General features: G+C 50.7%; 9 protein-coding genes and 1 tRNA gene. 5 read left to right on the top strand and 5 right to left on the bottom strand.

Annotation, left to right across the window (positions count from 1 at the left end; translation table 11 throughout):
• Positions 1–76: 76 nt before the first annotated feature.
• On the bottom strand, positions 77–1129 hold the full coding sequence (gene phoE / locus B498_RS08490) for a phosphoporin PhoE (protein WP_008501878.1): 1053 nt from the start codon (positions 1127–1129) through the stop codon (positions 77–79).
• Positions 1130–1433: 304 nt separating this feature from the next.
• Between phoE and proB the strand changes: the two genes are divergently transcribed.
• From proB to B498_RS08505, 3 genes are all read left to right on the top strand, one after another.
• Positions 1434–2537 carry a glutamate 5-kinase gene (proB, locus tag B498_RS08495; RefSeq protein WP_008501877.1) on the top strand — a complete coding sequence of 368 codons (1104 nt, stop codon included), beginning with the start codon at positions 1434–1436 and terminating at the stop codon, positions 2535–2537.
• Between the two features lie 11 nt (positions 2538–2548).
• A complete protein-coding gene (gene proA, locus B498_RS08500; protein WP_008501876.1) occupies positions 2549–3802 on the top strand; it encodes a glutamate-5-semialdehyde dehydrogenase in 1254 nt (417 codons plus the stop codon).
• Positions 3803–3913: 111 nt separating this feature from the next.
• Positions 3914–3989: transfer RNA gene (locus B498_RS08505), tRNA-Thr, on the top strand.
• Positions 3990–4371: 382 nt separating this feature from the next.
• Here B498_RS08505 and zorD read toward each other — a convergent pair.
• Genes zorD through zorA1 form a run of 4 tightly spaced genes read right to left on the bottom strand, consistent with a single transcriptional unit; the run spans position 4372 to position 12234 of the window.
• Complete coding sequence (gene zorD / locus B498_RS08510; protein WP_008501875.1) at positions 4372–7611, bottom strand: type I Zorya anti-phage system protein ZorD; 3240 nt, start codon at positions 7609–7611, stop codon at positions 4372–4374.
• On the bottom strand, positions 7611–9293 hold the full coding sequence (gene zorC / locus B498_RS08515; protein ID WP_008501874.1) for a type I Zorya anti-phage system protein ZorC: 1683 nt from the start codon (positions 9291–9293) through the stop codon (positions 7611–7613). Before zorC ends, zorD begins: the two co-directional genes overlap by 1 nt.
• Entirely contained in the window at positions 9290–10030 is a 741-nt protein-coding gene (gene zorB1, locus B498_RS08520) for a type I Zorya anti-phage system protein ZorB1 (protein WP_008501873.1), read from the bottom strand. The genes zorC and zorB1 overlap by 4 nt, the downstream gene beginning before the upstream one ends.
• A gap of 14 nt (positions 10031–10044) precedes the next feature.
• Complete coding sequence (gene zorA1, locus B498_RS08525; RefSeq protein WP_032622959.1) at positions 10045–12234, bottom strand: type I Zorya anti-phage system protein ZorA1; 2190 nt, start codon at positions 12232–12234, stop codon at positions 10045–10047.
• A gap of 332 nt (positions 12235–12566) precedes the next feature.
• Between zorA1 and B498_RS08530 the strand changes: the two genes are divergently transcribed.
• Positions 12567–14276, top strand: coding sequence for a type I restriction-modification system subunit M (locus tag B498_RS08530; protein WP_008501871.1), 1710 nt, complete (start codon positions 12567–12569; stop codon positions 14274–14276).
• The coding region (locus B498_RS22765) for a restriction endonuclease subunit S (protein ID WP_192812207.1) at positions 14266–15462 on the top strand (1197 nt) is incomplete at its 3' end. The genes B498_RS08530 and B498_RS22765, both read left to right, overlap by 11 nt.

The raw sequence follows: 15462 nt of genomic DNA, 5'->3' as shown, positions 1-15462 counted from the left end.
TAGGCCCGGTAAGCGCAGCGCCACCGGGCAAAAAAAATCCCGGCTTATCTGCCGGGATTTTCTTATTCGGATAATCTTAGAACTGGTAGGTCATACCCAGGGCAACGATATCATCGCTGCTCACGCCCAGTTTATTATCGTCGTCAATCTGGTTAATTTTATAATCAACAAACGCGGACATATTTTTGTTGAAGTAATAGGTCGCGCCAACGTCAATATATTTCACCAGATCTTCGTCACCAATACCTTCGATATCTTTGCCTTTAGACTGGACGTAACCCAGGGACGGACGCAGACCGAAGTCGAACTGATATTGTGCAACGACTTCAAAGTTCTGCGCTTTATTGGCAAATCCGCCAGAAATTGGCGTCATGTTGCGGGTTTCTGAATACATCGCTGCCAGATAAATATCGTTCGCGTCATATTTCAGACCGGTAGCCCAGGCTTCGGCTTTCTGCCCCTGACCACGCGCCAGCAGGTTCTGCGCGTTGGTGCGGTCAGAGTTAGTGTAAGCACCGCTGACGGCAAAATCGCTGCCGCCGAAGTCATAGCTCAGAGAGGTACCAAAACCGTCACCGTTCTGCTTCTTGGCGTCACGGTTTTCGTTTTTGCCCTGGTACTGCAGGGTCATGTCCAGGCCGTCAACCGCGCCGAAGAAGTCGGTGTTGCGGTAGGTGGCAAGACCGGTCGCACGCTTGGTCATGAAGTTATCGGTCTGAGCGGAAGAGTCGCCGCCGAACTCAGGGAACATGTCGGTCCATGCTTCGACGTCATACAGCGCACCCAGGTTACGACCGTAATCCAGAGAACCAAAGTTTTTCAGCTTCAGGCCCGCGAACGCCAGACGGGTTTTCTGAGAGGAGTCGCTCTCGGCTTTGTTACCCGCAAATTCAGATTCCCAACGACCATAGCCCGTCAGCTGATCGTTAATCTGGGTTTCGCCTTTAAAACCGAAACGAACGTAAGTCTGATCGCCATCTTTGGTGGCATCATCGCTGATGTAGTGCATGGCTTTCACTTTGCCGTACACGTCCAGCTTATTACCATCTTTATTATAAACTTCAGCTGCGTGAACGGATGCAGAAGCCACTACGCCCATAACCATTAATGCCAGAGTGCTCTTTTTCATTTTCGATCCTGTCTTATAAACGCGCTAAAAAATTCGCTGGACGATAAGCTCATGCTTAAGTCCCGTGAAAAAACAGGAAGGGTTTTATCGTTCTGGAATGAAACTTTTATGACAAACTAAGAATAATTTTAAAAAACTGTGATTTATTATTTCGGTAATAAAAGTGTCAAATTCTCCCGCTACGCTTCCTGATCCCGCGCAACAAAGTGTTTCGCGATGTGCTAAGGCAGTTGGCAACGGGGCTGACTCCTGCTAAAACGTTCGTTCGACATTACTTTCCCTTATCGTTGAACGGCAGAGAATCATGAGTGACAGCCAGACGCTGGTGGTAAAACTCGGTACCAGTGTGTTAACAGGCGGATCGCGCCGCCTAAATCGCGCCCACATTGTTGAGCTTGTACGTCAGTGCGCTCAGTTACATGCCGCAGGGCATCGTATTGTGATTGTGACCTCCGGGGCGATTGCCGCCGGGCGTGAACACCTGGGTTACCCCGAACTCCCCGCGACGATCGCCTCTAAACAGCTGCTGGCCGCCGTGGGACAAAGCCGACTCATTCAACTCTGGGAACAGCTGTTCTCTATCTATGGCATCCACGTCGGGCAGATGCTGCTGACGCGTGCGGATATGGAAGACAGAGAGCGCTTCCTGAACGCCCGCGATACCCTGCGCGCGCTGCTAGACAACAATATCGTTCCGGTCATTAATGAGAACGATGCCGTTGCTACCGCTGAAATCAAAGTGGGTGATAACGATAACCTCTCTGCGCTGGCCGCCATTCTGGCTGGCGCCGATAAATTACTGCTTCTGACCGATCAGCAGGGGTTGTTCACTGCCGATCCGCGCTCCAACCCGGAAGCCGAGCTGATTACCGACGTTCACGGCATCGACGATGCGCTGCGCGCCATCGCCGGTGACAGCGTGTCCGGCCTCGGAACGGGCGGTATGGGGACCAAGCTACAGGCCGCCGACGTGGCGTGCCGCGCCGGTATCGACACCATCATTGCCGCGGGCAGCCGCCCTGGCGTGATTGGCGACGTGATGGAAGGCATCTCCGTCGGCACCCGCTTCCACGCTCAGGAATCCCCGCTGGAAAACCGTAAACGCTGGATATTTGGCGCGCCACCTGCGGGCGAACTCGTCGTTGATGAAGGGGCGACCGCCGCGATTCTGGAACGAGGAAGTTCATTACTTCCTAAAGGAATTAAAAGCGTGACAGGCAACTTCTCCCGTGGTGAAGTGATCCGCATCCGTAACCTCGAAGGCCGCGACATCGCCCACGGCGTAAGCCGCTATAACAGCGATGCCCTGCGCCGCATCGCGGGTCACCATTCGCAGCAGATCGACGCCATTCTGGGCTATGAATATGGCCCGGTTGCCGTGCATCGCGATGACATGATTATTCGTTAAGGAGCCAGAACATGCTGGAACAAATGGGCGCCGCCGCGAAGGCCGCCTCTTACAAACTGGCGCTCCTTTCCAGCCGCGAGAAAAACCGCGTGCTGGAAAAAATCGCTGATTATCTGGAATCTCAGTCCCAGGAGATTTTGCTCGCCAACGAGCAGGATTTACTGGAAGCGCGCCGCAACGGTCTGAGCGAAGCGATGCTCGACCGCCTGGCGTTGACCCCGGCCCGCCTGAAAGGCATCGCCGACGATGTTCGTCAGGTCTGCAATCTGGCCGACCCGGTAGGGCAGGTGATTGACGGTGGGCTGCTGGACAGCGGTTTACGCCTGGAGCGCCGTCGCGTGCCGCTCGGCGTTATCGGCGTTATTTATGAAGCCCGTCCAAACGTGACGGTGGATGTCGCCTCCCTGTGCCTGAAAACCGGCAACGCCGCCATTCTGCGCGGTGGGAAAGAGACCTGGCGCACCAACGCCGCGACGGTGAAAGTCATTCAGCAGGCGCTGGAAGAGTGTGGCTTGCCGGCGGGTGCCGTGCAGGCAATTGAGAGCCCGGACCGCGCGCTGGTCAACGAAATGCTGCGCATGGACAAATACATCGACATGCTGATCCCACGCGGCGGCGCGGGCCTGCACAAGCTGTGCCGCGAGCAGTCGACGATCCCGGTGATCACCGGCGGTATCGGCGTGTGTCATATCGTGGTAGACGACAGCGCTGAGATTGCACCGGCGCTGAAGATTATCGTGAACGCGAAGACCCAGCGTCCAAGCACCTGTAACACCGTTGAAACGCTGCTGGTGCATCAGGGCATCGCAAACACCTTCCTGCCGGCCCTGAGCAAGCAGATGGCCGAGAGTGGCGTCACGCTGCACGCGGACGAGAAGGCGCTGGCGCTGCTGAAAGACGGCCCGGCAACGGTGGTGCCGGTAAACGCGGAGCAGTACGACGACGAGTTCCTGTCACTGGATCTGAACGTGAAAATCGTGAGCGATCTTGACGACGCGATTGCGCACATCCGTGAGCATGGCACGCAGCATTCTGACGCCATCCTGACGCGTACGCTGCGCAATGCCGATCGCTTCGTGAACGAGGTGGATTCTTCTGCCGTGTACGTGAACGCATCAACCCGTTTCACCGACGGTGGACAGTTTGGTCTGGGCGCGGAAGTGGCCGTCAGCACGCAGAAACTGCATGCGCGTGGTCCGATGGGCCTGGAAGCGTTGACCACGTACAAGTGGATTGGCATCGGCGACGATACGATTCGTGCGTAAATAATCACGGGTGATGCAAAAATAGCCGTTTGATTCAAAAGGGCATTGACGCATCACCCGGATAGATCTAACCTTTTGCCCCGTGGTTACACTCGTAACCGGCCTCTCAGGGCCGATATAGCTCAGTTGGTAGAGCAGCGCATTCGTAATGCGAAGGTCGTAGGTTCGACTCCTATTATCGGCACCATCTTTTTCAGATACTTATCTTACATTCAAGTAAAAGACGTTTTCTTCTTGTGCCGTATTTGAGAAATTGCGACCAATAATCGTGTCAATTTGTTCGTGTGTTCTGTCCGATGGCCAATTGATTAATGAACGGATCGTTGACCGCCATGGTAAACCATTGCCACATCGGCTTGTATAATACGTCACACGCTATAGTGTTGAACGCTGATCCTAATAGTCTATTGTGATTACCGATTGTTCAATCTTCCGAATATTAATGATAAATTCAACCTGATGTGGCAATTTTTATCTCTGCATGTACAACACATCTTGTGGAGGTGTTCAGCAACAGGTTTTGGCTTCGAAATAAACCTAAGTATCTTTTTAGTGAGAAATTCGAGTAGTTATGTCCCTTTTAAAATATTCTCAAAATCAGCGCTGGTTAGATCCGGTGTAGAACACAACATATCTCTGGCCAATGTCCGACGACGCTGAAGGAGCTCGTCTAGTGTTTCTTCAAACGTCGTGATTTCAGAGTCCATTACCGTTGGATAATAAACATACACATCCTTTGTCTGGCCGATACGGTAAGCGCGGTCAGTTGCCTGATCTTCTTTGGCCGGATTCCAGCAGCGGGTGAAATGAATAACGTGGTTTGCTTTCTGCACGTTAACCCCAAATCCAACTGCGACGGTGGAGAGAATAATCACGCCAAAGCCGGGTTGGGACTGGAAATCATCAATCAATCGCTGACGGCTTTTTTGGCTCTGACTTTTAGTGCTGGTATCGCCATTGATGATGACCGGACGGAAACCGAATCGCTGCTGAACAGCACGCTGAATTTCTCGCTGGAGATCGCGTAGCTCAGTAAAGATAATCACTTTGTCTTTGCTGGAATGCTTAATTTCATCCAGTGTTTTCAACATCCAGTTTAGCTTAGGTGACCCTTCCTGATAACGAGGCTCAGGGTTAACGACTGCCGGGTGTGCACAGATGAGTTTAAGACGATGTAATAGCCCCAACATCCCTGAGCCTGCTTGCTGCATTCCTTCACTAAGTGCCTGCTGTTGTTGCCAGTTTGCTATCGAAGAGAGATATAGTTGCTTTTGAGGACCAGAAAGCGGCAGCTGCTTACAGCTAACGACTTCGATTTTTTGAGGTAAATCACGCGCGACCTCTTCTTTGGTTCGACGTAATGTCTGTGGTTCAATCAACGCGCGTAAACTTTCAAGCTGCCCTGTATCCCGACCCGCCTCGTTCTCGATAGGGCGAACATAATGTTTGCCAAATTCATTAAGGGCACCTAACAGGCCCGGCTGGGCGAAATCAAAGAGGCTCCACAGGTCTACAAGCGTGTTTTCGACAGGCGTGCCGGTGCATGCCACTTTGAATCTTGCTTGAATCGCATTAGCTGCATGAGTGATTAATGCTGCCGGGTTCTTTATTTTTTGAGCCTCGTCGCAGACCATGATGGACCATGGCTGGCGCGCCAGTGAAAACTCCTGATCGCGAAGCGTTTCATAGGTTGTCAGAATGATTTTCGCCTCACCCTGCCAGCCGGGTTTTAGCAAATTTTTGATCCCCTGGGACTGCAGATGAGCAGGAATAGCCTGTTTCGGGTATTTCACCGCTTTAATGGTGTCACCATACAATTTCATCACAGGAATTCCGGCTGTATAGAAGAAATTGTCCAGTTCACGTTCCCAGTTATCCAAAAGTGAAACGGGGGCAACGATGAGGCTTGGTGGCTCGTCAGGGAATTTTTCAATGAACCAAACCAGGAAGCTCAGGATTTGCAGCGTTTTCCCCAGCCCCATATCATCCGCTAACAGGCAACCTGCGGTTTCCTGAGGTGAACGAAGGAAAAGCTGCTGAAGCCAGGCCACGCCTTCGCGCTGATGGTCTTTAAGCCGGATGTGCTCTTTCAGGCTCAGTGGAATTTCAGGTTCAGCATGGCGTGCATTGAGAAGTGAGTCTCTTCGCTTTTTAATGTAAACAGCTTCTTCAATATTCTGTTCAATTTTGAGCACTGCCCGGGCTGTTTTTTCAACAACATTGCCCTCTGACTCATGTGCTGCATTTTGCTGTTTTTCCCAGTTCTTACTGAAGGTTTTAGCTGCATCCAGCGGCAGTTCAGTCTCATTCCATGGGGAGATGATGTGCGTTTCGCCAGTTGCTTCTGCCTGGGTGATTCTTTCCTGCAGTTCATCGAAATGCTGCAGGTTATCAGGTTGCCAACCATCAAGCATTTCTACCGAAAATTCGGAGAAGTCGCCATCAGGGATCCAGTTTTCACTTTGCGCCTTGGTCAGCCAGGGAGAGGATATTTTTTCAAACTCACCGATGCCAATGACGCGATCGCCATATTTACCCAGATCCAGAACATCATTAAATTCTTTACCTTCGACTTCCTGCTGCCAGCGCGACAACAGCGACTGGCAATCATGCCATTGCTGTTCAGTGAATTGGCTCAGTTCCAGCTCGTAACCCTGCCAGGAACCTGCTGGCATTTGCGCGGCAACACTTATCCCTACGGCCTGAACAAATTTTTCCAGTTCCCATGGAGCCGAGAACAGGAATGATACCTCCGGTTGCGGCAGGGGTGAGACCGGCTCCAGCACCAGCGTAATATTCTCTATCTTATTCTCATCATTAATCTGGGGTTGAAGCTGGAAGTGATGAAAGAAAATATGGGCATCAACCAATGCCTGTTCGTGTTCCTCGGGGGCAATAACACTGGCGGCATCTTCACCCAGGAAAGTATAGGGATTGCGTACAAAGGAAAGCGCTTCACTACCGGCAACCCGGCGACCGGGAATGGAGTGTATTGAATTCAGGACTTCTTTTACTTCAGGTGGGATGATGACATGGCTGAGCTCGCCGTTCTCTCCGGGAATACGATAGCTATCGTGGACCTGTGAGTTCTTGTCAAAGCTGCCGAGCCAGTTAGCGGGTTGGTCCTCAAAGTGGGGTTCAATCTCGATAACGGCAGTATCAGCAACCGTCGCCTTACGCAGGCGTAACGACAATGAAGTGGGTTTGATGACGTGCGTTTTTTCTAAATAATCATCAAATTTTGCAGCAGCCTGTTTCGCGCATTTGCGAATTGCAGCCCATCCCAGTTGGTTGGTGGTCTCGCCGGGAGCCTGAGTTTGCTGCATGCTTAGCTGCTCGGTTGCCTGCAAGAGCGCCCAGTTTTCCCGTGATAACAGATACTGCTGGTTTTCATGAATAAAAATAGCCCCGGTGCGGCTAAGGCGGAGCGATTGACGCATGGGAAACGTAGCCCATTCAGCAATCCAGACGCGGAAATTATTATCGCTTAAAGCTCCTCGCGAACTCAAACTTGCACGTAGGGGCAAAACCTCAGGCACGCCAATCAAAGGCAGACTGCTGGCATGTTCTTCATCTTCCAGCAGGCGATACAGAGATTCCCAGCTCAACAACCATCGGTCTGTTAGTGATATCAGATAGTCTTCTTCTGCCAGTTGCTCAAGCCAGGATGCCAGAGCCCAAAGCTCTGGGTCATCAACCAACGATTGCGGAAAACTGAGCCCGTTTTCTTCAGTCTGGTACTGATGCTTCAGGTGGCGTTCTATCTGCTGACGGTTTCCCGTCAGTTTACTTAACAGACGTTTCAGCATTATTTAATCCAGTAGCGATGCGGTTCTTTAGTCACAGGGGTGAACCCAAGTCGAAGCAACTCTCTTTCTGTTATATCGTCAGGTGCTTTGAGCTGGACGGACAGCACGCCGCCTTTTTGTCGGTTATCACTGACGATGCATGGGGTATTTTCAACCAGGCGCTGTATTGCTGTATCCCGCAATGGATTGATGATTTTGATGTCAGATACCGAGGCGGGTGAGGGCGCTTTTTTATCTATAAATTTGACGGGTTCTTCAGCCATCCAGCGGATACCCAGCTTGCGCAGCTCATCATCGTATTTCAGCATCCAGCCGGTTATGCGGACTTTGTTATAACCTTCGGCTCGTGGCATATGTGGCATTCGGAGTGCACAGCGTCCCTGATCTTTTAGATGTATGTTGATGTCCAAGGTTCGTGATTCCGGGTTAAAGGGGGCATGGCCGATCCTGTAGGCATACATTGCATTACCGGTTCCGGAAAACTCAACGAACAAATAGTCATTGATTTGCATGATCATGGCGTTATCCAGATTACGTCCGCCTCGTAACTGGCTCAACCGTCCTTTGTTTTCCTCGCGGAATTTCACAAAATCGCTTCCACGATCATGCCAGGCATCTGGCCCCATCACGATACGGGTGAATCCCATCTGATTCGCAAAGCGCAGCCAGTAGTGCAGTCGCGCCTGGTCAACATCGCCGTTTCCGCGAAGCAGTTCAAAGAAGTGCATCAGATCCTGTTTTGCTAACCAGCCACGCACCATTGCAGCGACAGGCTCAGAAACATACTGATGCCACTTATTCTGCTGACTCTTGAGCTGAGGGTTATCCCAGTATTCGAGGGCGGCCTGTTTCAGGGCGGAATGCGCTTGATCGCGATAGGTTGAATGGTAATAGCGGGTCAGTGTCGCCGTCATAATGTCATCACGAAAACGCACCCATTGCGCCGCCAGGCCTAATATCCAACTGATTTTTTCCAGAAAATGAGGATCGTCCAGAGTATCAAGCTGCGCCAGCAATACGGTGAAAATACGTTTCCACAACCAGCTGCTATCGGGGATTTGCGCTATTTTTTCTAATGATGATAAAGAGTTACTTTCACCGGAAAGCAACTGTTGGGATATTACACCGCCAGCCTGAGGCGTAAAAATGTCGTGATAAAACTCGATGGTTTTCATCCACGATTTTTCTCTGCGGATAGCCGCTTTCACCACGAAGTAGCCTTTGGCAATATGCCCGCGTAGCACACACCAGTGCGGGTTTGTTTCAGGAGACTCATGCCTGTAGGCAAAATAGCTTGAACAGAGTGCTGCCCAGTCCCGACGTTTCAGCGTCTTGGTTTCTATTCTTTTTTCTATTGCACTGTTTATTTCGGGGAAGAACGCATCATCTTCGAGTAATACCGGTTGGCCTGGATGTTGTGGGTCACTATCGGCGAGGCCATAAAACACCATCCGCCATTCACGTTCACTCAGTTCTTCCGCAAGACGAAAACGACGCAGCGCTGCCAGCCGCATTTCATGTGGGGGCGTGGGGATTTTCTCTGCTTTATCAAATCGTTTTTCCATCTCGCGGCCAGCAGAGGCCAGCGCGTGGAAATCATTGCGCAGATAATGCTCCTCCTGCTGGCTGGAAGAGAGCTTTGCTGCGATGCGCTGCGATAGAGAATTCAACGCGGGCGTCATTGCGGCATTACCAGCTGGCAAACTTCTTTATTCACAACGGGCGGGAAATCCACCTCGTCTGCGGCATCATGCTTATCTTTCAGCCCGAAGAACTGCATACGCAACTCAACGCGGCGACTGGCTTCTTTGCTCTCTTTCGCGTTATTAAATGAGACACCCCCCGCAAGGAAAAGCTTACGGATTTGGATCTGCTGTTCTGCAGAAATGCTTTTTTGCAGAGGGCTACGGCTATCGAGCAAACTGCACATCACCCACTCAGAGCGCTGCAGGGAGAGATGCAGGTTGTAAAGATACGAGCCATCGGTATCGGTAAACCCTTCAATGACGATTTGCTTAAACCACTTTTTGCCTTCGTCACTGTCGGATGCCTCCAGCACCAGCGGAACGACATCCTGTAATGCTTTTTGCCCTTCAGCATTAAGGAAAAAACGGTTGTGGTCGAAACGACCAGCTTCACCAAAGCTGATGCGGTTATCGTGGCAATCCACCACGATGGTTTTGTTTACACTGCGGGCATGCAGTTCCAGGCGCTCACATAATCTGGCGATGTCCTGCCCTCTGACTTTTTCCCCTTGCTCCGCGCGTTGAATTCGTTGTGTAACGGAGCTTAGCGACGCGACCATCACCACCAGGAATAACACCATCATGGCGGTCATCAGATCGGCGTAAGAAATCCAGAAGGGCTTCTCAGCTTCATCACTGCGACGTTTTTTAACACCAAATGCATTACCAAACATCAGCTGTCACCCCCTCATGCACGCACGCGAGACAGTACATCATCAAGCTCGCTGACGCTTTCACCGATCTGTTCAACAGAGCCCGCAAGCAGATTAGAGGCTTTCGCCATTTCGACATCCAGTTTGCCCAGCGTCTTATCGAGACTGCGTGAAACACCTTCTGAGAAGTCTTCAAAACCTTTCCCAAGCACATCGCTGACATTTTCCATAAAGGTCTGGGCTTCACGGTTATAGCTCTGCAAGCGCTCTGCGTGCTGCTTAAGATCGGTGATGAACTGACTACGGGTGGTTTGTTCAGACTGGGTATTTGCTGCGAGCAATTCGAGCATGGCAATGGATTTGCTGACGGCTTCTCGATTGTTACGATAATCGCTCACTACTGAAGTGAGTTCGCTGGTGGCAAGGGAGAGCGATGAACCCGCCGATTGCGCTTTATTCAGTACGTCAGCCGTCAGGTGATTCGCTTCCGACACCTTATCGCCTGCGTGTTCAAAACGCTCGGCGGCAACACGCATTTTATCCGCGCCATTTTGCATATCCTGAATCTGTCGGTTGGTCTGTTCTGCGAGTTTGTTCAGCGTTTCGGTGGTTCCCTGATGCTGACTAGCAACGGTTTCAATCAGCTGTTTGATCTGATCGTCTACTTCACTCATCACACGCTGCGTCTGTTCGTGCAGAGACTGCTGGTTAGCCTGCTGGTTCGCTGATATCTGTTGCTGACCCTTATCTATCTGGCCAAACAGACTGCCCAACTGCTCCCCGAGTGCTTCGACAGAGGCCGCCATTTTTTCCATGGTTGCGCTTTGTCCCTGCTGCACTGAATTCTGAATAGCTTCAATAAAGGCGGACATATGTTCTGCCTGGGCTTTTTCCCGTGCTTCGCTATCGGCAAACATTTTCTCAAGCTGTCGTGCCATGCGCTCACCGGCACCTTCACCCTCAGCGCCTATTTTCGCAACAGAGGCTTGTAAATTGGTCAGCATGTCATTCATGCCTGCCTGCATGGCCTGCTGGCCCGATTTCATTTCAGAGAGGAGTTGTTCAATTAACTGCGCGCTACCCTGGCGGGAATCGTCGCTGACCTGACGCATATCCTGCAGCAGAGCGGAGAAGCCGCTTTGCATCGTCTGGATAGCCCCGACGGTTTGCCCCATCATTTCGTTGAGATTCGTAAACTGCTGGCCAAAGGTGGTATCGAGCTTCGCCATAAATGCGGTCAGCACATCCTGCAGCATGTTCTGTACCATACCGCTTTGATCGCCGCTGGCGGTCTGAACCGCACCCGCAATTTTATCCAGCGGTGACTTCAGGCTATTTTCGATTGCGCCACTCACCTGATCAGCAAACTGTGCGCCAGATTCTCGGTAGGTGTTGCTTAATGTATTCGCGAGGCGTTCATTTTCAACTTTCTGGCTTTCGGCGAGATGCAGCAGCATGTCACGAAGATCGGTAACCAGGCTCTCTTTCAGGTGACGCGCCTGGGTAGCACTTTCGTTGCTGGATTTCACCAGCGAGGCGAGGTATTCCTCCCCCACGCCGCTAACGTAGAGCTTGTCGATAGCGGCGGTAAATTTTTCGAGATACTTATAACACTTGGCGATGGACAGTTTTTCCAGCCAGGTGACGAAAATAGAGGCGGCAATAGCCACGGCAGAGCCAAGGAATGCGTACAACACATCGTGCAGCAAATTATTGACACTGCTGGTAACCTGCTCCGGCGTGCTGGGGTCGAAGTGGTTGAGGCCAATCATCAGGCCGTAAAACGTACCGATAATCCCCACACCGGTCAGAATACCGGGCAGGTGTTTGAAGAATTCCGTATTGAGTGGAATATCGACTAACTGCTGCTCAGAGAAGTAGCTCGAGCTTGGCGCCGTGGCACGAATGCGGACGATTTTTTCTTCCCCACCTTCCAGCTCACTCTGCGGGTGTAACGACTCTTCAAACTCATTCCACGCGTGTTTGAGTTCAGGGCGCTTAAAGAGATTTTGAAGATGGGCGAGCTGTTCCTCTGGGGAATTGCTTTCAATGCTATTAATTGATTGGGTGTATTTTTTCAGGCTGTTAACAATGTTAATGGCCCGGAATAAATAAAAGAAAATAAAGCAGGCAACGGCCAGGCTCACGATGCAGATTACGCTGAAGGGCACATTATGGGGCTCCACAGATGTAAGCGTCACTAAAAATGAATTAAGCCAGGACATATTTTTACCCGTTGAATATATTAATCAGCATTTAAATTACCATCGACAACAATCTGATTACCTTTAATCAAAATTTCTTTGTTGTGATAGCCATCGTCGCGCCGCGATCCGCAAACAACCCCACCCGTTCATGGGATGAGCGGTACATGCAGGGAGATTTAATGGAATGGCGGTTTAGTTTCCTATTATTTAGCGATCAAAAGCAAATTTCTTTACGTTGTTTCGTTTGTAATCATTAACGTTCCGGGTATCATTTTGCGAACTGCATTCCAAAACTAAATTTGCGATAAGGCATTTTTGCGCTTTCGCTGCGATCGACCTCGAGGATTTTCATGAACAACGCCGAACAACAGTTCCTGAACGAGCTGGATAATAAATTCTGGAAGGCCGCCGACAAGCTGCGCGCCAATATGGATGCCGCCAACTACAAGCATGTGGTGCTGGGGCTCATCTTCCTGAAGTATGTTTCCGATGCCTTTGAAGCCCGTCAGCAGGAGCTCATCACCCTGTTTCGCGATGTCGGCAACCCGGACAACATCTACGCCATGTCGCGGGAGGATTATGAGTCCGACGAAGAGTACGCACAGGCGATTGCCGATGAACTGGAAGTGGAAGATTACTACACCGAAAAGAACATCTTCTGGGTGCCGAAAGCCGCTCGCTGGGACACGCTGAAAAACAAAGCAATGCTGCCGACAGGCACGGTGCTGTGGGTAGATGAAACCACCGGACAGGACGTCAAGCTGCGCTCCGTTTCCTGGCTGGTGGACAATGCGTTAGATGAAATTGAAAAAACCAACCCGAAGCTGAAAGGTATACTGAACCGCATTAGCCAGTATCAGCTGGGCAACGAGGTGTTAACCGGGCTGATTAATACCTTTTCGGATGCCAACTTCAGCAACCCGGAATATAACGGCGAGAAGCTCAACTTAAAGAGCAAAGATATTCTTGGCCACGTTTACGAGTATTTCCTCGGGCAGTTCGCGCTGGCGGAAGGTAAGCAGGGCGGCCAGTACTACACGCCAAAAAGCATCGTGACCCTGATTGTCGAAATGCTCCAGCCTTACAACGGCCGTGTATATGACCCGGCGATGGGCTCCGGCGGGTTCTTTGTTTCCAGCGACCGCTTTATTGAAGAGCACGCGGGCGAGAAGCAGTACAACGCCGCCGAGCAGAAGCAGAAAATTTCCGTTTACGGCCAGGAGTCCAACCCGACCACCTGGAAACTGGCGGCGATGAACATGGCGATCCGCGGGATCGACTTTAACTTCGGAAGCAAAAACGCCGATACGCTGCTGGACGATCAGCACCCAGATCTGCGCGCCGACTTCGTGATGGCTAACCCGCCGTTCAACATGAAGGAGTGGTGGAACGCGAAGCTGGAAAATGACGTGCGCTGGAAGTACGGCACGCCGCCGCAGGGTAATGCCAACTTCGCGTGGATGCAGCACATGATCCACCACCTGGCCCCGAAAGGTTCGATGGCACTGCTGCTGGCCAACGGTTCGATGAGTTCCAACACCAACAACGAAGGCGAGATCCGCCGCAACCTAATCGAAGCCGATCTCGTTGAGTGCATGGTGGCGTTGCCAGGACAACTGTTTACCAATACTCAAATCCCGGCCTGTATCTGGTTCCTGACCAAAGACAAAACCGGCGGCAACGGCAAATCACACCGCAAAGGCGAAGTGCTGTTTATCGACGCGCGCCAGATTGGCTATATGAAAGACCGCGTGCTGCGCGATTTTACCCGTGAGGATATCGCCAAAATTGCTGACACCTTCCACGCCTGGCAGGCGGATAAAGACTACGAAGACGAAGCCGGATTCAGCTTCTCCGCGACGCTGGAAGATATTCAGAAAAACGACTTTGTGCTGACCCCAGGGCGTTACGTTGGTGCCGCCGAGCAGGATGAAGATGATGAGCCGTTTGCCGAGAAGATGGCACGGCTGACAATACAACTGAAAGACCAACTGGAAGAGAGTGCGAAGCTGGAGAAGCATATTAAGGCGAATCTGGGGGGGCTGGGTTATGAGTTTTAAAGAGCAGCGCCTTGAGGATCTTTGTGAGTTAGTTATTGATTGTCCTCACTCCACACCAAAATGGACGGATAAGGGTTTTATTGTTCTCCGAAATCAAAATATTCGTAATGGTGTATTGGATCTTTCCGCACCGAGCTTCACAGATGAAGATGGGTACAAGAGTAGGATTAAGAGAGCAAAACCAAGAGTGAATGATATTGTATTTACTCGTGAGGCTCCAATGGGAGAGGTTTGCTTAATTCCTGAAGGAATAGATTGTTGCCTGGGCCAACGTCAGGTTTTATTAAGGGCCAATAGTGAAATTGATCCATATTATTTATTTTGGGCCTTGCAGTCTCCTTATGTACAACATCAAATTTCCTGGAATGAGGGAACAGGTACGACAGTAAGTAATGTGCGAATTCCTGTACTCAAGGATTTGAAAATCCCTCGACTGGGGGAACATGAGTCTTGGATTGCAAAAACCATGACTTCTCTGGCATTGAAATCTCAAATAAATGAAAAAATAAATCAAACCCTCGAACAAATGGCGCAAGCCCTGTTCAAGAGCTGGTTTGTAGATTTTGAACCGGTAAAAACTAAAATGGCTGTGCTGGAAGAGGGCGGTTCGCAGGAAGACGCGACTCTTGCAGCCATGACGGCGATTTCCGGGAAAGATGCTGATGCGCTGGCGGTTTTTGAGCGTGAACACCCTGAGCAATATGCTGAGTTAAAAGCAACGGCAGAGCTGTTTCCGTCTGCGATGCAGGAGAGTGAGTTGGGGGAGATTCCGGAAGGTTGGAGGACTGAGAATGTTGAAAATATTATCAACAGATTAAAAGTAAAAAATACCTTTCCCGCTGATTGTATTAAGCAATTTGGACAGCATCCAGTGCTTGAGCAAGGGGCTAAGATTTATCAGGGTTATCACGATGAAGAACCTTCGTTTAATGCATCCTTGCAAAGTCCAATGTTTATTTTTGGTGATCACACTTGTGTGATGCATCTGTCAACTGTGCCATTTGATATTTCTAAAAATACATTGGTTCTGAAAGGTAAGGGATTTAACACGTATTGGACATTTTTTGCCTTAAAGGGTAAGCAGAAGTTTCAAGAGTACAAAAGGCATTGGTCAGACCTAAAAGTTAAGCAGGTTGTTATTCCTGATGAAAATAATGGTTTGTTGTTAAGGAAGGTGCGAACAAGT

Origin of the sequence: Enterobacter sp. SST3 (assembly GCF_000286655.1) — a bacterium.
In the GTDB taxonomy this organism is placed as follows: domain Bacteria; phylum Pseudomonadota; class Gammaproteobacteria; order Enterobacterales; family Enterobacteriaceae; genus Enterobacter; species Enterobacter roggenkampii.
Note: the sequence above shows the minus strand (reverse complement) of the source record. Positions and strands in the feature narration are given on the sequence as shown.